We start from the raw sequence: 17,786 nt of genomic DNA on the forward strand, positions 1-17,786 counted from the left end.
ATGGCTTGTCTCCTGTTTTCCTTGGGGCCGAATCTTCGGGGCGAGCCGCTCCAGGTCCTTTGCTTTTCGCGCCACCGGCTTTGCTTTTCGTGCCAGTGAGTGAAAACACCAAGAGGGAGAGCCGGCCTCAGATCGGCCGTGCCGCCTTGCGCCGGACCTGCTTGGCACCGGTGCCTGCGCGCCACGCTTCGGGCGAACAGCCGAAACGCGCGCCGAACCAGCGCGTGAAGGCGCTGTGCGTGGTGTAGCCCAGCAGCGAGGCCACCTGCCCCAGGCTGTAGCGGGTGCTGCCGACATAGCGCTGCGCCAGTTCGTGGCGGACTTCGCCCAGCAGGTCGCTGAAGCTCGCCCCCCGCTCGTCCAGCGCACGCTGCAGCGTGCGCATGCTCAGGCCCAGGCCCTGCGCCACCGACTCGCAGGTCGCGCGGCCGGAGGGCAATATCAGGTAGATGGCCTTGCGCACCGCCTGGTCGATGGGTTGCTCCTGCGCCGCCGGCAGGGCGTCGACCATCGTCAGCGCATAGCGCGCCAGCACCGGATCGGCGGAAGGGTTGGGCACGTCCAGGTCGGCGGCGCGGCAGACGATGCCGGTGAACTCCGCATCGAATTCCACCCGGCAGCGAAACAGCCGCCGATGTGTGGTGGTGTCGGCCGGCGCCCCGTGCGCGAAACACACGCTCACCGGCTTCCAGCGCTCGCCCAGCAGCGCCCCGCACATGCGAAAGAGCACGCCGATGGCCAGCTCCACCGACTGGCGCGCCGGCACCGGTGCCATCAGGTCCTCGCGCAGGATGACCATCTCACCCGCATCTTCCAGCTGCATGGCCAGCGACTCGTTGAGCATGTGCACATGGCCGATGAGCGTGAGCAGCACGTGCCGCAGCGTCGGCTGATGGATGAGCAGCAGGCCCACCACGCCGAAGTTCGACAGCTGCCGCTGCTCGGCCATGCGCAGTCCGATGGATTCGCAGCCCGTTGCGCGGGCGGTGTCTTCCAGCAGCTGGGCCACGACGCGCGACTCGATGAGCTGGTCCGGGTCGCGGATCTGGGCGCTGCGCAGGCCGGCGCGGCGCAGCGCCGCGGCCGGGTCGTAGCCCAGCTCGCGAACAACCTCTGAAAAGTTGGTGAGGGCTGCCGCACGCACCCGAGCGCCCATCGCGGTACCTCCTGTGGCTGCCGGCCATTCTGGCATGAAAAGCAAAGCGGCTGGCATGGATTGCAAAGCGCGGCCGCGCGGCAATTTCTACAGTGCGGCACACGGGACATCCACCGATCCACATCCACCCAACGGAGACATGCAATGAACTTCCTCGACGGCCACCTCTACCCCGAAAACCAGCAGCCGCTGATCATCACCGCCGCGCCCTACGCACCGTCGTGGGTGCCTTCCGACTTCCCGGAAGACATCCCGGTCACGATGGAGCAGCAGATCCAGAAGGCGGTGGACTGCTACAACGCCGGCGCCACCGTGCTGCACCTGCATGTGCGCGAGCTGGACGGCAAGGGCTCCAAGCGCCTGTCCAAGTTCAACGAGCTGATCGCCGGCGTGCGCAAGGCGGTGCCCGAGATGATCATCCAGGTGGGCGGCTCCATCAGCTTCGCGCCCGAGACCGAAGGCGCCGCCGCCAAGTGGCTGTCGGACGACACGCGCCACATGCTGGCCGAGCTCGAGCCCACGCCCGACCAGGTGACGGTGACCATCAACACCTCGCAGATGAACGTGGTCGAGCACTGGGACGACGCCGACACCCGGGGCACCTCGATGGAAGACCCCGAGGTCTACAACGCCTACAAGGAAATGACCGTGCCGGCGCAACCCGGCTGGGCCGAGGAGCACATCCGCCGCCTGAACAAGGCCGGCATCCAGAGCGCCTTCCAGTGCTACAACATCAACAGCTTCGAATCGGTGGAACGCCTGATGCGCCGCGGCATCTACAAGGGCCCGCTGGTGATGAACTGGGTGGCCATCGGCGGCGGCATGGACGCGCCCAACATCTACAGCCTGGCCCACTTCGTGCGCGCCGTGCCGGACGGCGCCGTGCTCACCGTGGAAAGCTCCATGCGCAACGTGCTGCCCGTCAACATGATGGGCATCGCCATGGGCCTGCATGTGCGCACCGGCATCGAGGACAACCTCTGGAACCAGTCGCGCACCGAGAAGATGAGCACCGTCAAGCAGGTGGAACAGCTGGTGCGCATCTCGCGCGAGTTCGGCCGCCCCATCGCCACGGCCAAGGAAGCGCGCGAGATCAGCAAGATCGGCGTGTTCTACGAAACGACGGAAGAGTCGCTCCTGGCCAACGGCTTCGCGCCCAACCGCAAGGGCGCGCAGCAAGGCTTCCTGCGCAAGGCCGCCTGAGGAGGGTTCGAGCGATGCGAAGCGACCAATCCCCGCCGCCGCCCGCCACGCCCATCTGCGACGCCATGCGTGCCGCCGGCCAGTGGAACCGCAACTGGGAGCCCATGGCGCAGCTGGACGCGCAGTGGACCGAGAAGTTCATGTCCATGGTGAGCGCGCCTTTGAATTCCGGCGTGATCGATCCCAAGACCTTCGAGCTGCTGGCCATTGCCGTCGACGCATCGGTGACCCACATGTACGGCCCCGGCGTGCGCCGCCACATCCGCCGCGCGCTGGCGCTGGGCGTGACGCCGGAGGAAATCACCGCCGTGCTGCAGCTCACCGCCACCCTGGGCCTGCACACCATGAGCCTGGCGGCGCCGATCCTGGTCGAGGAGATGGAGAACCATCGCCGCGGCGAGTTCTCCGACGTGAGCGAGGGCTGAAGCCATGCGCACCTTGCTGCCCAATGCCGCGCGCCGCGCGTGCGTGGTGGCGCTGCTGTCCACGCTCGCGTGGAGCGGTGCCCATGCCCAGGCCGCCTGGCCCAGCCGCCCCATCCGCCTGCTGATTCCGGCGCCCGCCGGCGGCGCGTCGGACATGATCGCGCGCACTGTTGCCGAGAGCGTTCGCGCCAGCACCGGCCAGGCCGTGATCGTCGACAACAAGCCGGGCGCCGGCGGCCTCATCGCCGTGGACGCCATGCTGAGCGCGCCGCACGACGGCTACACCTTCGTGCTCTCGCCCAACTCGCTGGTAACCGAAGGCCCCTACAGCTACAAGTTCCGTATCGACCCGCACAAAGACCTGGCACCGGTGGCCGAGGTGGCCAAGGTGGCGCTGGTGCTGGTGACCAACCCCAGCCTGCCGATCCGCAACATGGCGGAGATGGTGGCGTACGTGAAGGCCAACCCCGGCAAGGCCACCTACGCGTCGTACAGCCCCGGCTCGCTGTCGCACATCGAAGGGCTGCAGCTCAACCGCGCCGCCGGCCTGGACATGGAGCACGCCGGCTACAAGGGCTCGCCGCCTGCGCTGCAGGACGTGATGGGCGGGCAGGTGCAGTTCATGTTCGACGGCATGGGCACGTCGCTGCCGCTGATCAAGGCCGGCAAGCTCAGGCCGCTGGCGGTGACTTCGCCGCAGCGCTCGCCCTTCCTGCCGGAGGTGCCGACGCTGGCCGAGCTGGGCTATGCGGGCCTCACGCAGACCATGGGCACGGGCGTGTGGTCCACCCCCGATGTGCCGGCCGAGATCCGCGGCAAGCTGCGCGCGGAACTGCAGAAGGCCATCGCCACGCCGGCCGTGCGCGAACAGCTGCAGGCCCTGGGCATGGAAACCGCCAACCCCGCCCAGAGCACCGAGGAATGGACCCGCGCACTGAAGCGCGACTACGAGCACACCGGCCAGCTGCTGCGCTCGATCGACTACAAGCCATGAGCGACAAGACCACTTCGCCGACCATCCTGATCGTCCCCGGCCTGCGCGACCATGTGCCGCTGCATTGGCAGACCTTGCTGGCCGAGCGCCTGCCGCGCGTGCACACGGTGCCGCCCATGGGCCGCGACGACCTGGATTGCGCAGCCAAGGTGCAAGCGATCGAACTCGCCGCGCAAGCCATCGACGGCCCGCTGGTCATCGTTGCGCACAGCGGCGGCGTGGTGATGCTGATGCACTGGGCGCACCGCACGCAGCGGGCCGTGCAAGGCGCGCTGCTGGCCACGCCGCCCGACTTCGAGCAGCCGATGCCGGCGGGCTACCCGAGCATCGAAGCCCTGCGTGCGGGCGGCTGGTTGCCGGTGCCGCGCGCGCGGCTGCCTTTTCCGAGCATCGTGGCCGCCAGCCGCAACGACCCGCTGGCCCGCTTCGAGCGGGTGGAGAAGATGGCCAAGGACTGGGACAGCCAACTGGTCGACCTGGGCGAAGTGGGCCACCTCAATCCGGCCTCCGGCTACGGCGAGTGGCCGCGGGCCGAAGCATTCATCGCCGAACTCTCGGCCGGCTGAGCGCCTGCGCAGCCCCGCCATAATGCCGGGCCCCGTTGTCGCCAACCAGAATGAGTGCCGCAGATTTCCTCCTATCGCCCGAAGTCCAGAAGTTGTTGAAGGCCGTGTTCGCCAAGCCCGCGGCCAGGTTGCCGGTGAATGAGCTGGCGAAGGCGTCGAAGCTCGATGCGCAGGAGGTGGAGCAGACCCTGGAGCACCTCGTCAAGAACGGCATCCTGAGCCGGCACAAGGCGCAGGGCGACGAGCCGGAAACGGTCGGCGCGAATGCGTCCTTCGTGTTCTACGGCGAACTGCGGTCCATCGCCCTCAAGTCCTTTGCCGCGGCGGAGCCCATCCGCGCCATGCTGCGCTCGAAGTTCAAGAATTCGGTCCTGCGCGCCTTCTTGCTGGGCGAGGACGGCGAGGCCACGGTGGAACTGCTGGTGGTGCACGGCGAGCGGGTGCCGGACGAATCGGACATGGCCGCGGCGTGCCAGAAGCTCTCGAAGTCGCTCGGCCGGCACCTCAAGGTGCATGTCATTTCCAGCAGGAAGTTCGCCGGCCTCGCAGCACACGAAGGGTTCGGTCAGAAGCTGGCGGCCCCCGGTGCCATCGAAATCATTGCGCAGGGCGATACCAGGGCCCAGCCGGCCGCCGAGCGAGGCGGCCTCCTCGAGAGCGCCCGGAAGAAGCTGGCCGCGCTGGGCCGGTAGCCGCAGCGCTCGCCCGTCTCAACCGCCGGTGACAGGCGGGAAGAACGCGACTTCGCTGCCCTCGTCCAGGGCCGCGGTTTCCGCACTCATCACCTGGTCGAGCGCCATGCGCACCGCCTTGCCGCGGGCCAGGGCTTCGGCATAGGGCGCGCCGCGGCCAATCAGCTCGTCGCGCAGGGCCGCCAGCGTGGGCGCGCCCGTCTGCAGCGTCTCGCTGCCTTTGCCAAGCATCTCCCGCACCGAGGCGAAATAGCGGACCGTGACTTGTTTGCTCATCGTCACGCCAGAAGTGAAGCGAAGGAAATGAACTGCACCGTGTCGCCCGCCTTGAATGGCTGCCCTGCGGGCGTGTCGATCACGCCGTCGCCCCACACGGTGGAGGTGAGCACGCCCGAGCTCTGGTTCGGGAACAGATCCAGGCCGCCGGCCGCGTTGCGCCGCGCACGCAGGAATTCGCGGCGGCGATCCGCCCTGGGCCAGTCGAAGTCCGCACGCATGGGTACCGGCTGCGGCGCGACGCGGCTGGCGCCCTGCAGCGTCAGCACGAAGGGCCGCACGAGCAGAAGAAAGGTGAGAAAACTGGACACCGGATTGCCCGGCAGGCCGCACACATGCGCATCGCCGATGCGGCCGTAGGCGAAGGGCTTGCCCGGCTTCATCGACAGCGACCACAGCTCCAGCGAGCCCAGCCACTGCACGGCGGCCTTGATGTGGTCTTCCTCGCCCACCGACACGCCGCCCGTCGTCACGATCAGGTCGTTGCTGGCCGCCGCCTGGCACAGCGCCTCGATGGTGGCTTCGCGCTTGTCGGGCACGATGCCCAGGTCGCTCACCTCGCAACCCAGGCGGTGCAGCAGCGCGCGCATGAAGAAGCGGTTGGAGTTGTAGATGGCGCCGGGCTTCATGTCCTGCGGGGCCACCTCGCCCGGCATGACAAGCTCGTCGCCCGTGGACAGCAGCGCCACGCGGGGCCGCCTGGACACTTCCAGCATGTCCATGCCGACACTGGCCGCCAGGCCCAGCGCCTGGGCGGACAGGCGCTCGCCGCGATGCAGCACCACGTCGCCGGCCGCCACGTCTTCGCCGGCGCGGCGGATCCACTGGCCAGCCGCGGGCGGCGTCTCGATGCGCACACGGCCGAAAGCGTCCTGGGCGCTCTCGCCGTCGAGCAGCGCCGTGTCTTCCTGCATGACGACGGCATCGGCGCCTTCGGGAATCGGGGCGCCGGTGAAGATCCGTGCCGCCGTGCCGGCCGCCAGCGGCGCACCTACCGTGCCGGCCGGAATGCGCTGGGCCACCGACAGGATGGCACCCGGCGCCTCGCAATCGGCAGCCCGCACCGCGTAGCCGTCCATCGCGCTGTTGTCGCGCGGCGGCACCGTCAGGGCCGACACCACGTCCTGCGCCAGCACGCGGCCGTCGGCCTCGAAGGTCGAGACCCGCTCGGTGGCCAGGCGCGGCCCGGCGTTCTCCAGCAGGCGCGCGAGCGCTTCGTCCAGGGGCATCAGCGGGGGCCGCGCGCCGGGGGTCTTGGTGTCAGACATAGAGTTCGGAGTCGTATTCGAAGCGGTCCGCGCTGTCGAGCAGCCACTGGCCGATGGCATCGGCATCGTTCAGGTCGAACACCGGCAAGGCGGTGGGATGGGGCAGCGCGCCGGGGACGTCGGTTGCCACGGCGCAGATGAAGGCGTCTTCAGGGTACAGCAGCGGGCGGGCCACCGAGCCCGGCTCGGGCTGGCGCCAGACCTCGATCTTCAGCAGGTCGCTGTGCTTGAAGCCCTCGACCAGCACCCAGTCCACGCCGTCGTACAGCTCGGCGATGAGATGGTGCACGCTCAGCTGGGTCGGTTGCTCGAACTCGCGGATGAGCGCCAGCCGCTTGTCCGACGCCACCACCACCTCGAAGGCGCCCGCCTCGCGGTGCCGGTAGGTGTCCTTGCCGGCATGGTCGATGTCGAACTTGTGGTGCGCATGCTTGACCACCGACACGCGCTGGCCCTGCAGCTTGAGCACGGGAATGAGGCGCTCGACCAGCGTGGTCTTGCCGGAACCCGAATACCCCGAAAAACCGATGACTTTCATCGCACCGCTACCTCGTTGTCTCCGGCCGGCAAAGGCGGTGCCGCTGCACCTGCCGAGCCGGCTCTTTCTCAATGTTCAATCACAGTGCTGCGAAATGTATCGCTTGACGGCGTCCACGTCCTTGGGCAGGCGCGTAACCCTCTTTGGCAGTGACTCGATTCCCACGAAGCGTGCCGGCCGGTCGGGCTCGTGGCCCAGGGCTTCGACGATGCTGGCGGCGAACTTGATGGGCAGGGCCGTCTCCAGCACGATCATCGGCACGCCCGGGGTCAGGTGCTCGCGTGCGGCCTTGAGGCCGTCCGCGGTGTGGGTGTCGATGAGCGTGGCAAAGCGCTTGTCCGTGTCGCGGATGGTGGCAATGCGGTCGGCATGCGTGCTGCGGCTGCTGACGAAGCCGAAGCGGGCGCTGGCGCCGGCAAAGACCGGGTCGGCACTCAGGTCGAAGCGGCCGGACTGGCCCAGCTCGCCCTCGAACAGCGCGCGCGCCTTGGCGGCGTCGCGGCCCAGCAGGTCGAACACGAAGCGCTCGAAGTTGCTGGCTTTGCTGATGTCCATCGACGGGCTGGACGTCTCGTGCGTGTCGGCGGCGCCGCGCACCCGGTACACGCCGGTGCGGAAGAACTCGTCCAGCACGTCGTTCTCGTTGGTGGCCACCACCAGCTGGTGGATGGGCAGGCCCATCATGCGCGCCACATGGCCGGCGCAGACGTTGCCGAAATTGCCCGAGGGCACGGCGAAGCTGACCTTCTGATCGTTGCTGCCCGTGGCCTGGAAGTAACCGGCGAAGTAGTAGACCACCTGAGCCAGCAAGCGCGCCCAGTTGATCGAGTTGACCGTGCCGATCTTGTACTTGCGCTTGAACTCCAGGTCGTTGCTGACCGCCTTGACGATGTCCTGGCAGTCGTCGAACACGCCTTCGATCGCCAGGTTGTGGATGTTCGGGTCCTGCAGGCTGAACATCTGCGCCTGCTGGAACGGGCTCATGCGGCCGTCGGGCGAGGTCATGAAGACGCGCACGCCCTTCTTGCCGCGCATGGCGTACTCGGCTGCGCTGCCGGTGTCCCCGCTGGTGGCGCCCAGGATGTTGAGTTCCTCGCCGCGGCGCGCCAGTTCGTACTCGAACAGGTTGCCCAGGAGCTGCATGGCCATGTCCTTGAAGGCCAGCGTCGGGCCGTTGGACAGGGCCTCGAGGTACACACCGTCTTCCAGTTCGCGCAGCGGAACGATGTCTTCCGTGCCGAACACTTCCTCGGTGTAGGTCTTGGCGCACAGGGCGCGCAAGTCGGCCGGCGGAATGTCGTCGATGTACAGCGACAGCACCTCGAAGGCCAGCTCGGCATAAGGCAGCTTGCGCCAGCGCTCGAGGGTCGCGGCATCGACCTGCGGATAGCGCTCGGGCAGGTAGAGGCCGCCGTCGGGCGCCAGGCCTTCGAGCAGGATCTCGCAGAAGCGCCGGCGATCGGGGTGGCCGCGCGTGGACAGGTAGCGCATCAGGACAGCTCCTCCTTGCGCAGGCGGACGATCGGCGCCAGCACCGAGGGCAGCGCCTGCAGCTGCGCCAGGGCGTCGTCCAGCGTGCCTTCGCGCGTGTCGTGCGTGAGGATGATCACGTCGGTCTGGGTGGATCCCTCGCCGCCCACTTCGTCGGCCTCGCGCTGCAGCACGGCGTCGATGCTGATGCCGGCATTGGCCAGCAGGCCGGTGACCTTGGCCAGCACGCCGGCCTCGTCGGCCACGCGCATGCGCAGGTAGTAGCTGGTCACGACCTCGCTCATCGGCAGGATCGGCAGGTCGCTCATCGCGTTCGGGTGGAACGCCAGGTGCGGCACGCGGTGGGCCGCGTCGGCGGTGTGCAGGCGGGTGATGTCGACCAGGTCGGCGATGACGGCGCTGGCCGTGGGCTCGCTGCCGGCGCCCTTGCCGTAGTACAGCGTGGTGCCGACGGCGTCGCCGTTGACCACCACGGCGTTCATGGCGCCTTCCACATTGGCCAGCAGCCGCTTGGACGGCACCAGGCTCGGGTGCACGCGCAGCTCGATGCCCTTGGCCACCCGCTTGGTGATGCCCAGCAGCTTGATGCGATAGCCCAGCTGCTCGGCGTACTTGATGTCCTGCGCGGCCAGCTTGGTGATGCCTTCCACATGCGCCTTGTCGAACTGCACCGCCGTGCCGAAGGCGATGGCGCTCATCAGCGTGACCTTGTGCGCCGCGTCCACACCTTCGATGTCGAAGGTCGGGTCGGCTTCGGCATAGCCCAGGCGCTGCGCCTCCTTGAGCACCGTGTCGAAGTCCAGGCCCTTGTCGCGCATCTCGGACAGGATGAAGTTGGTGGTGCCGTTGATGATGCCGGCGATCCACTGGATGGAATTGGCCGTGAGGCCTTCGCGCAGCGCCTTGATGATCGGGATGCCGCCGGCCACGGCGGCTTCGAAGGCCACCATCACGCCCTTCTCGTGCGCGGCGGCAAAGATCTCGGTGCCGTGCACCGCCAGCAGGGCCTTGTTGGCCGTCACCACGTGCTTGCCGGCCGCAATGGCTTCCAGCACCAGCTGGCGGGCGATGCCGTAGCCGCCGATCAGCTCGATGACGATGTCGATGTCCGGGTTGGCGATGACCGCGCGGGCGTCGCTCACCACCTGCACGCCGTCGCCGGCCACCGCCTTGGCGCGCGCGGTGTCGAGGTCGGCCACCATGGCGATCTCGATGCCGCGGCCGGCGCGGCGCTTGATTTCTTCCTGGTTGCGGGCCAGGACCTTGAAGGTGCCGCTGCCGACGGTGCCGGCGCCCAGAAGGCCGACCTGGATGGGTTTCATGGATTCAGTCATTTGGGGTTCAACGCGCGTCAGAGGCAGGAAAAGGTAAGGGAAGAATCAAGCGCTGTGTCGCTTGCGGTAGCGTTCGAGGAAGCGGGCGATGCGGCCGATGGCCTCGCGCAGGTCTTCCTCGTGCGGCAGGAAGACGATGCGGAAGTGGTCGGGCGCGCCCCAGTTGAAGCCGGTGCCCTGCACCAGCATGACCTTGGTCTCGCGCAGCAGTTCCAGGAAGAACTGGCGGTCATCCTCGACCGGATAGACCTTGGGATCGAGCTTGGGAAACATGTAGAGCGCCGCTTGCGGCTTGACGCAGCTCACGCCCGGAATGGCGGTGATCAGCTCGTAGGCCAGGTCGCGCTGGCGGCGCAGCCGCCCGCCTTCGCCCACCAGTTCGTTGATGCTCTGGTAGCCGCCCAGCGCCGTCTGGATGGCCCACTGGCCGGGCACGTTGGCGCACAGCTTCATGTTCGAGAGCATGTTCAGGCCCTCGACGTAGTCCTGCGCGGCCGACTTGTCGCCCGACACCACCAGCCAGCCCGCGCGATAGCCGCAGGAGCGGTAGCTCTTGGACAGCGAATTGAAAGTGAGCGTGAGCACATCGCTCGACAGGCTGCCCAGCGCCGTGTGCTTCACGCCGTCGTACAGCACCTTGTCGTAGACCTCGTCGGCCAGGATGACCAGCCCGTGCTCGCGCGCGATGCGCACGATGCCCTTGAGCAGTTCGTCCGAATACACCACGCCGGTGGGGTTGTTCGGGTTGATGACCACGATGCCCTTGGTGCGCGGCGTGATCTTGGCGCGGATGTCGTCCAGGTTGGGCATCCAGTTGTTGGCCTCGTCGCACACGTAGTGCACCGGCCGGCCGCCCGACAGGCTGGTCACGGCCGTCCACAGCGGATAGTCGGGTGCGGGCAGCAGCAGCTCGTCGCCGTCGTCCAGCAGTGCGTTGGTGGCCATGGCGATCAGCTCGCTCGCGCCGTTGCCCAGGTAGATGTCGTCCAGCGTCACGCCCGCAATGCCCTGCTGCTGGGTGTAGTGCATCACCGCCTTGCGTGCCGCGAAGATGCCCTTGCTGTCGGAGTAGCCCGCCGAATTGGGCAGGTTGCGAATCATGTCCTGCTGCACTTCCTCGGGCGCATCGAAGCCGAATACAGCCAGGTTGCCGATGTTCAGCTTGATGATCTTGTGCCCTTCTTCCTCCATCTGCTTGGCGGCATCCATGATCGGGCCACGGATGTCGTAGAGCACGTTGGCCAGCTTGGCGGATTTGGAAATGGTCTTCAAAGGCCCTCCGGGGCGTACTTTTACTGGGGAAAACCTATAATTTGACCACAGAAAGCGCCTCTTCTCGATGAAGCTCCAGCCCGACAAGTCCGACGTCCAGACCCTGACCGCACATGGCCCCGGCTGGGTGGCCGTCAACAACGAAAAGGTGGACGGCAGCGTGGTCGTCGGCTCGCGCGGAGAGCGCTTCGCCTGGGACTGTCCGCGCTACGAGGACCTCGGCCCTGCGCACTTCGAGCGGCTGGTCGAGTTGGGCGCCGAACTCATCATTTTCGGCTCCGGCAGCAAGATCCGCTTTCCCAAGCCCATGTGGCTCACCGGCCTGATGGCCAGGCGAACGGGCGTGGAAACCATGGACACAGGCGCCGCTTGTCGTACCTACAACATTCTCGCGGCCGAGGGCCGACATGTCGTGGCCGCGCTGATCGTCGAGCCCCTGAACGGGGACGGCGCGTAGGCGGCTTGCATGGCCCTTCACGGTACCCGATCACATCAGGCGGGCGACGTTTCAGGGTAAAATCACGGGTTGCAAACTCAACGGCCGGCCCCAAATGCATTGGGATTCCTGCGTGTTTTTCTGAGCGCGGAGTTTCGCAATACCTCGAATGCGTAGGGGCGCATTCGAGCGGTGCTGCAAATGTATCGGAAATGCCTGCCGTCGCGTTGCGTCCGGGTGCTCCGTTCTTTTGCCGGGAGCCCGGACTCACAGGTGAGCAACGACCAAACCTTCCCTTGCAGGGAATCTAAGCGGAGATACAAAGTTTCATGGCGATCGTTGTCAATAAACCAATTCCAGAATTCGAAGCCAACGCTACCGGCGGGATCAAGGTCTCCAACACCTCGCATCTGGGCCACGTCGTCGTGATGTACTTCTATCCCAAGGACAACACGCCCGGCTGCACCACCGAAGCCATGCAGTTCCGCGACCGCTTCAAGGACTTCGAGAAGGCCGGCGCCACGGTGTTCGGCGTCTCGCGCGACAACATGAAGTCGCATGACGAATTCAAGGCCAAGCTCGAGCTGCCCTTCGAACTCATCGCCGACACCGAAGAAAAGATGTGCCACATGTTCGGCGTGGTCAAGAACAAGATCATGTACGGCAAGAAGGTCAAGGGCATCGAGCGCAGCACCTTCCTCATCGGCGCCGACGGCATCCTCAAGGCCGAATGGCGCGGCCTGAAGGTCCCCGGCCATGTCGACGACGTGCTCAAGGCGGTCAAGGCGCTCAAGAAGGCTGCCTGATCGTCCTGATTCGTGTTCTTTTGCGCAATCACGTTGGTGGTTCGCAACGGCAGCGGTTGCTGTCACACGCGGTGTGCATAATGGGCTCATGCCGTTGACGCCCGCAACCGCATCCAACGAACAAAGCCGCCTTAGGTCTAAGGCGGCTTTTTCGTTTTCTGGCCTTCACTTCCCCTCATTTCCAGCGAGCGAACCGCCACATGCCCCTGCCTCCCGCCCCCACGAAACGCGCTGCCTTCCTCTCGCCGGACGCGCTCGACGCACCGGCCCGCACCTCGCACAAGGGCTCACGCCGCGCCACCGATCGTCGCTCTGACGATCGAGCCCCCGCCGGCCCGCAGGCACTGGAACTCTTCGACCGCCACAGCGAGGATGCCGGCGGCGCAGTCCAGGACAACACGCCGGCGCTGCTGAAGGCGCCTGCCCCGGCCGCTCCCGCGGCAAAGACCAAACGCCGCAGCGGCGACGCGCAGGCGCCGGTGCCCTCTTTGGCGCCGCAGCAAGCGCCGCGCGCCAAACGCGCCAAATCGGACGGCGCCACCAAGCTCTTCGTGCTCGACACCAACGTGCTGCTGCACGACCCGACCTGCCTGTTCCGCTTCGAGGAGCACGACATCTTCCTGCCGATGATCGTGCTGGAAGAGCTCGACGGCCACAAGAAAGGCACCACCGAAGTCGCCCGCAACGGCCGCCAGAGCAGCCGCACGCTGGACGCGCTGGCTGCCGCCCAGGGGGCCGACATCGCCAAGGGCCTGCAGCTCGACTCCACCGGCCACCGCGAAGCCGGCGGTCGGCTGTTCTTCCAGACCTCCCCCCTGGAATACACGCTGCCCACCAGCCTGCCGCAAGGCAAGGCCGACAACCAGATCCTGGGCGTGGTGCAGGCCCTGCGCGACCGCTACGCCACCGAGGCGCCCGACCGGCCCAAGCGCGACGTGGTGCTGGTGTCCAAGGACATCAACATGCGCGTCAAGGCGCGCGCCTTGGGCCTGGCCGCCGACGACTACCAGAACGACAAGACGCTGGAAGACGGCGACCTGCTCTATTCGGGTTCGCTGGCCCTGCCGCCCGACTTCTGGACCCGCCAGAGCAAGACGGTGGAAAGCTGGCAAAGCGGCAGCAGCACCTTCTACCGCATCAGCGGGCCGCTGGTGCCCAGTCTGTTCATCAACCAGTTCGTGTATTTCGAGGCACCCGGCGAGCCGAGCATGTATGCCCGCGTCACCGAGATCCGCGAGAACACCGCCGTGCTCAAGACGCTGAAGGACTACTCGTCCGGCAAGAACGCGGTGTGGGGTGTGACCACGCGCAATCGCGAGCAGAACTTCGCGATGAACCTGCTGATGGACCCGGACGTCGACTTCGTCACCCTCACCGGCACGGCCGGCACCGGCAAGACGCTGATGGCCCTGGCCTCCGGCCTGACGCAAGTACTGGACGACCGCCGCTACACCGAGATCATCATGACCCGCGCCACCGTCAGCGTGGGCGAGGACATCGGTTTCCTGCCGGGCACCGAAGAGGAAAAGATGGGCCCGTGGATGGGCGCGCTGGACGACAACCTGGAGTTCCTGGCCAAGGGCGACGGCAGCGGCGCGGGCGAATGGGGCCGCGCCGCCACCAACGAGCTCATCCGCAGCCGCATCAAGATCAAGAGCATGAACTTCATGCGCGGACGCACCTTCATGAACAAGTACGTCATCATCGACGAGGCGCAGAACCTCACGCCCAAGCAGATGAAGACCTTGATTACGCGTGCGGGGCCCGGCACCAAGATCATCTGCATGGGCAACATCGCGCAGATCGACACGCCCTACCTCACCGAAGGCTCCTCGGGCCTCACCTACGCGGTGGATCGCTTCAAGGGATGGCCGCACGGCGGGCACATCACGCTGGCGCGCGGCGAGCGCTCGCGCCTGGCGGATTTCGCGAGCGACGTTCTCTAGGCAACGCCTCCCATTCAGTCCGGCGGTTGGCCGGAAGCTGCGACGCCATGCTCCTGACAACACGTTGTCAGGAGCTGGCGCGCAGCATCACGCTCTCGGTTTTTCCACACCATTCCCGGAACAAGGAGCGCTCTCATGGCCAACACCATCAACTGGTTCGAAATCCCCGTCGCCGACATGGACCGCGCCCAGCGCTTCTACGAGGTCATGCTGGCCCGGGCGCTTCGGCGCGAGCAGTTCGGCGACCAGAACCTCGCCGTGTTTCCGTATGAAGAACCGGCCGCCGGCGGCTGCCTGCAGGCCAGCCCGGATGCCGGTTCGGCCAATGGGCACGGGGTGCGCATCTACCTGGACTGCGAACCCAGCATCGATGCCGCACTGTCGCGCGCCAAGACGGCCGGCGGCGGCATCGTCGTGCAGAAAACCGCGCTGCCGCCCGGCATGGGCTTCTTCGCCCACGTCCGCGATACGGAAGGCAACGTGGTGGGCCTGCATGCGCTGAAATGAAGCACGGGCAGCCACCTGCGCATGGCGCGGATGGCCGGCAAGACCCCAGTCGTTCGGGGTCATTGGCAAGCCCGAACCACAACGAGTACAAAGTGCGGCCCGCCTGCGTGCACCACGAGTGCGCGCGGCCGGGCTGCCTTTGATCGATCCCAAGAGGAGTCTGGAAATGCAACCGCAACTTCGACGACGCGAGGCCTTCAGTGTCGCCGGCCTCACCACGCGCACCTGCAATAAGGACGAGCGCGATCCCCAGTCCGCACGCATCGGCAAGCTCTGGGACCAGTTCTTCGACGAGTGCGCCTACGAGGCGCCGCACCGCGTGGGCGACATGCGCCTGTACGGCGTGTACTCCAGCTACGAGTCGGGACATGACGGCGCCTTCGACATGACCGCGGGCGTGGCCGTCGCCGGCGAGCCGGCCACGGTTCACATCGAGGCGGGCGACTACCTGGTCTTCAGCGGCCAGGGGCGGATGCCGCAGATGGTGCTGGCCGTGTGGGACGCCGTCTGGCAGTATTTCGACGAGCACCCCGAGATCCGCCGCACCTATCGCAGCGACTTCGAGTCCTACGGCGGCCCCGACCAGGTCGACGTCCACATCGGCGTGCTGTTCAACTGACGTCCCCCAACGATGCGCCGTGCCGACCGCCTGTTCCAGATCGTCCAACTCATCCGGGGCCGCCGTCTCACGACCGCGGCCTTCCTGGCCCAGCGGCTGGAGGTGTCGGAGCGAACCATCTACCGCGACGTGGCCGACCTCCAGGTGCAGGGCGTGCCCATCGAGGGCGAAGCCGGCGTCGGCTACCGCCTGGGCACGGGCTTCGACCTTCCGCCGCTGATGTTCACGCAGGACGAAGCCACCGCGCTGGTGGCGGCGGCTCGCCTGGCGCAAAGCTGGGTCGACCCGGCCATGGCACGCGACATCCAGACGGCCATCGGCAAGGTGGTTTCCGTCTTGCCGCCGGTGGCGCGCGCAACGGCCGAAAGCCTGGCCTTGTTCGCACCCACGCCCTCCTGGGCGCTGGACGACGCGACGCGCATGCGGCTGCAGACCTTGCGCGAGGCCGTGCAATCGCGCCACAAGCTGCGCATGCGCTATCACGACGTGATCGGCGCGCCTACGCAGCGCGTAGTGCGGCCGCTGGGCTGCTTCTACTGGGGCAAGGTGTGGACGTTCTCGGCGTGGTGCGAGCTGCGCGAGGACTTCCGCGGATTTCGCATCGATCGCATCGACGACATCGAGGTGCTGCCCGAGCGCTTCCGCGACGAGGAAGGCAAGACGCTGGCCGAGATGCTGCGCCGGCTCGAGGCCGACCCCATGCGCATGGCCTAGCGGCCGCCCCGCTTCAGAACTTCAGAACTCGGCCCCGCCGCCAGCCAGGTTCTCGAACTTGGTGAGCGGCTTCAGGAAGGCCAGCTTGACGGTGCCGGTGGGCCCGTTGCGGTGCTTGCTGATGATCACCTCGGCCACGCCCGGCTCCTTCGAGTCCTTGTTGTAGTAGTCGTCGCGGTAGATGAACATGATGATGTCCGCGTCCTGCTCGATGGCCCCGGACTCGCGCAGGTCGCTCATCATCGGGCGCTTGTCGGTACGGCTTTCCACGCCGCGGCTGAGCTGCGACAGCGCGATCACCGGGCACTTGAGTTCCTTGGCCAGCATCTTCAGCCCGCGCGAGATTTCGCCCACGGCGGTGGCACGGTTCTCGTCGCTCATGCCGCTGGACACGCTCATGAGTTGCAGGTAGTCCACCACGATCAGGCCCAGCCGCCCGTACTGGCGCGCCAGCCGCCGCGAGTTCGCGCGCAGTTCGCTGGTCGACAGGCCCGGCGTCTCGTCGATGTGCAGCGACACGGTGCGCAGCTTCTCGATGGCCTCGGTCAGGCGCGGCCATTCCTCGTCGGTGAGGCGGCCGGTGCGAAGGTGGCCCTGGTCGATGCGTCCGATGGAGCCCACGATACGCACGGCCAGCTGCGAGGCGCCCATTTCCATGGAGAACACCGCCACCGGCAGCCCTTCCTCGATGGCCACATGCTCGGCGATGTTGATGGCGAGCGAGGTCTTGCCCATGGAAGGACGCGCGGCCAGCACGATCATGTCGCCCGGCTGCAGGCCCGAGGTCATCTTGTCGAATTCGTAGAAGCCCGTGCGAACGCCGGTGATGTCGTTCGGGTTGTCGGCCATCTCGGTCACGCGGTCCAGCAACTCCACCACCAGGGTGTCCATGCTCTGGAAGCCCTGCTGCGAGCGCGCGCCCTCTTCGCCGATGTTGAAGATCTTCTGCTCGGCCTCGTCCAGGATCTTGTCGACCCCCTTGCCTTGGGGATTGAAGGCATTGGTGGCGATCTCGTCGCTGGCGCTCACCAGCTTGCGCAGGATGGAGCGCTCGCGCACGATCTCTGCGTAGCGGCGGATGTTGCTCGCGCTGGGCACGTACTGCGCCAGCGTGTTCAGGTACACCAGGCCGCCCTGGATTTCCTCGATCTTGCCCAGGTTCTGCAGCTTCTCGTAGACGGTGATCACATCCGCCGGCTTGCTGGCGTTGATCAGCTGCTCCATCGCCGTGAAGATCAGCTTGTGTTCGTGCCGGTAGAAGTCGCCTTCCACCAGCAGGTCGCCGACGCGGTCCCAGGCGCCGTTGTCGAGCAACAGGCCACCCAGCACGCTGGATTCGGCTTCGATGGAATGGGGTGGAACGCGCAGTTGAGCCACCTGGCGGTCGCTCGACGGGTCGTTGTCTGCGTAAGAAAAAACTGCTGACATAGATTTCTTGAAGCCCTGCATGCTAAGGCGCCGGACGCCTGCCGTCACTGGACAAGGCTGTGCATAACCGGTGATCTTCCAGTGCACCGGCCGGGACAACTCGGCATGCAAAAAA

General features: G+C 66.8%; 19 protein-coding genes. 11 read left to right on the forward strand and 8 right to left on the reverse strand.

Going from position 1 to position 17,786, the window contains the following annotated elements; genetic code table 11:
• Positions 1 to 127: 127 nt before the first annotated feature.
• Positions 128 to 1,156 carry an AraC family transcriptional regulator gene (locus tag VSO01S_RS13290; protein ID WP_068643126.1) on the reverse strand — a complete coding sequence of 343 codons (1,029 nt, stop codon included), beginning with the start codon at positions 1,154 to 1,156 and terminating at the stop codon, positions 128 to 130.
• 144 nt (positions 1,157 to 1,300) lie between these two features.
• Between VSO01S_RS13290 and VSO01S_RS13295 the strand changes: the two genes are divergently transcribed.
• The 5 genes from VSO01S_RS13295 to VSO01S_RS13315 all read left to right on the forward strand — a co-directional run bounded on the left by VSO01S_RS13295 (position 1,301) and on the right by VSO01S_RS13315 (position 5,036).
• Positions 1,301 to 2,359: a beta-keto acid cleavage family enzyme gene (locus VSO01S_RS13295; RefSeq protein ID WP_068643128.1), complete on the forward strand. Its 1,059-nt coding sequence runs from the start codon at positions 1,301 to 1,303 to the stop codon at positions 2,357 to 2,359.
• A gap of 14 nt (positions 2,360 to 2,373) precedes the next feature.
• Positions 2,374 to 2,784 (forward strand): carboxymuconolactone decarboxylase family protein, encoded by a 411-nt coding sequence (locus VSO01S_RS13300; protein ID WP_068643130.1) that lies wholly within the window; start codon positions 2,374 to 2,376, stop codon positions 2,782 to 2,784.
• Positions 2,785 to 2,788: 4 nt separating this feature from the next.
• On the forward strand, positions 2,789 to 3,778 hold the full coding sequence (locus VSO01S_RS13305; protein WP_068643131.1) for a Bug family tripartite tricarboxylate transporter substrate binding protein: 990 nt from the start codon (positions 2,789 to 2,791) through the stop codon (positions 3,776 to 3,778).
• Positions 3,775 to 4,344 carry an RBBP9/YdeN family alpha/beta hydrolase gene (locus VSO01S_RS13310; RefSeq protein ID WP_068643133.1) on the forward strand — a complete coding sequence of 190 codons (570 nt, stop codon included), beginning with the start codon at positions 3,775 to 3,777 and terminating at the stop codon, positions 4,342 to 4,344. Before VSO01S_RS13305 ends, VSO01S_RS13310 begins: the two co-directional genes overlap by 4 nt.
• A 104-nt stretch (positions 4,345 to 4,448) precedes the next feature.
• Complete coding sequence (locus tag VSO01S_RS13315; RefSeq protein ID WP_245684201.1) at positions 4,449 to 5,036, forward strand: hypothetical protein; 588 nt, start codon at positions 4,449 to 4,451, stop codon at positions 5,034 to 5,036.
• An 18-nt stretch (positions 5,037 to 5,054) separates the two neighbouring features.
• Here VSO01S_RS13315 and VSO01S_RS13320 read toward each other — a convergent pair whose 3' ends face one another.
• The 6 genes from VSO01S_RS13320 to VSO01S_RS13345 form a co-directional block, all read right to left on the reverse strand.
• Positions 5,055 to 5,312 (reverse strand): MoaD/ThiS family protein, encoded by a 258-nt coding sequence (locus VSO01S_RS13320; RefSeq protein WP_068643137.1) that lies wholly within the window; start codon positions 5,310 to 5,312, stop codon positions 5,055 to 5,057.
• Positions 5,313 to 5,314: 2 nt separating this feature from the next.
• On the reverse strand, positions 5,315 to 6,580 hold the full coding sequence (locus VSO01S_RS13325) for a molybdopterin molybdotransferase MoeA (RefSeq protein ID WP_068643139.1): 1,266 nt from the start codon (positions 6,578 to 6,580) through the stop codon (positions 5,315 to 5,317).
• Positions 6,573 to 7,118 carry a molybdopterin-guanine dinucleotide biosynthesis protein B gene (mobB, locus tag VSO01S_RS13330; RefSeq protein ID WP_068643141.1) on the reverse strand — a complete coding sequence of 182 codons (546 nt, stop codon included), beginning with the start codon at positions 7,116 to 7,118 and terminating at the stop codon, positions 6,573 to 6,575. The genes VSO01S_RS13325 and mobB overlap by 8 nt, the downstream gene beginning before the upstream one ends.
• A 75-nt stretch (positions 7,119 to 7,193) precedes the next feature.
• Positions 7,194 to 8,609 carry a threonine synthase gene (thrC, locus tag VSO01S_RS13335; RefSeq protein WP_068643143.1) on the reverse strand — a complete coding sequence of 472 codons (1,416 nt, stop codon included), beginning with the start codon at positions 8,607 to 8,609 and terminating at the stop codon, positions 7,194 to 7,196.
• Complete coding sequence (locus tag VSO01S_RS13340; protein ID WP_068643145.1) at positions 8,609 to 9,931, reverse strand: homoserine dehydrogenase; 1,323 nt, start codon at positions 9,929 to 9,931, stop codon at positions 8,609 to 8,611. The genes thrC and VSO01S_RS13340 overlap by 1 nt, the downstream gene beginning before the upstream one ends.
• Before the next feature lie 57 nt (positions 9,932 to 9,988).
• Positions 9,989 to 11,215, reverse strand: coding sequence for a pyridoxal phosphate-dependent aminotransferase (locus tag VSO01S_RS13345; protein ID WP_068643147.1), 1,227 nt, complete (start codon positions 11,213 to 11,215; stop codon positions 9,989 to 9,991).
• 67 nt (positions 11,216 to 11,282) lie between these two features.
• Here VSO01S_RS13345 and VSO01S_RS13350 point away from each other — a divergent pair, with 67 nt between their 5' ends.
• The 6 genes from VSO01S_RS13350 to VSO01S_RS13375 all read left to right on the forward strand — a co-directional run bounded on the left by VSO01S_RS13350 (position 11,283) and on the right by VSO01S_RS13375 (position 16,243).
• Positions 11,283 to 11,672 carry an Mth938-like domain-containing protein gene (locus tag VSO01S_RS13350; RefSeq protein WP_068643149.1) on the forward strand — a complete coding sequence of 130 codons (390 nt, stop codon included), beginning with the start codon at positions 11,283 to 11,285 and terminating at the stop codon, positions 11,670 to 11,672.
• Positions 11,673 to 11,980: 308 nt separating this feature from the next.
• On the forward strand, positions 11,981 to 12,457 hold the full coding sequence (locus tag VSO01S_RS13355) for a peroxiredoxin (RefSeq protein WP_068643152.1): 477 nt from the start codon (positions 11,981 to 11,983) through the stop codon (positions 12,455 to 12,457).
• 200 nt (positions 12,458 to 12,657) lie between these two features.
• Positions 12,658 to 14,403: a PhoH family protein gene (locus VSO01S_RS13360; protein ID WP_068643154.1), complete on the forward strand. Its 1,746-nt coding sequence runs from the start codon at positions 12,658 to 12,660 to the stop codon at positions 14,401 to 14,403.
• A 135-nt stretch (positions 14,404 to 14,538) separates the two neighbouring features.
• Positions 14,539 to 14,910 (forward strand): VOC family protein, encoded by a 372-nt coding sequence (locus tag VSO01S_RS13365; protein ID WP_068643156.1) that lies wholly within the window; start codon positions 14,539 to 14,541, stop codon positions 14,908 to 14,910.
• A gap of 166 nt (positions 14,911 to 15,076) precedes the next feature.
• Positions 15,077 to 15,529, forward strand: coding sequence for a GyrI-like domain-containing protein (locus tag VSO01S_RS13370; protein ID WP_068643157.1), 453 nt, complete (start codon positions 15,077 to 15,079; stop codon positions 15,527 to 15,529).
• Positions 15,530 to 15,541: 12 nt separating this feature from the next.
• Positions 15,542 to 16,243 (forward strand): helix-turn-helix transcriptional regulator, encoded by a 702-nt coding sequence (locus tag VSO01S_RS13375; RefSeq protein ID WP_068643160.1) that lies wholly within the window; start codon positions 15,542 to 15,544, stop codon positions 16,241 to 16,243.
• Between the two features lie 21 nt (positions 16,244 to 16,264).
• Here the strand turns inward: VSO01S_RS13375 and dnaB are convergent, their stop codons facing one another.
• Positions 16,265 to 17,671 carry a replicative DNA helicase gene (gene dnaB, locus VSO01S_RS13380; protein WP_068643161.1) on the reverse strand — a complete coding sequence of 469 codons (1,407 nt, stop codon included), beginning with the start codon at positions 17,669 to 17,671 and terminating at the stop codon, positions 16,265 to 16,267.
• Positions 17,672 to 17,786 lie beyond the last annotated feature (115 nt).

This window comes from Variovorax soli NBRC 106424, assembly GCF_001591385.1.
Classification (GTDB): domain Bacteria; phylum Pseudomonadota; class Gammaproteobacteria; order Burkholderiales; family Burkholderiaceae_C; genus Variovorax; species Variovorax soli.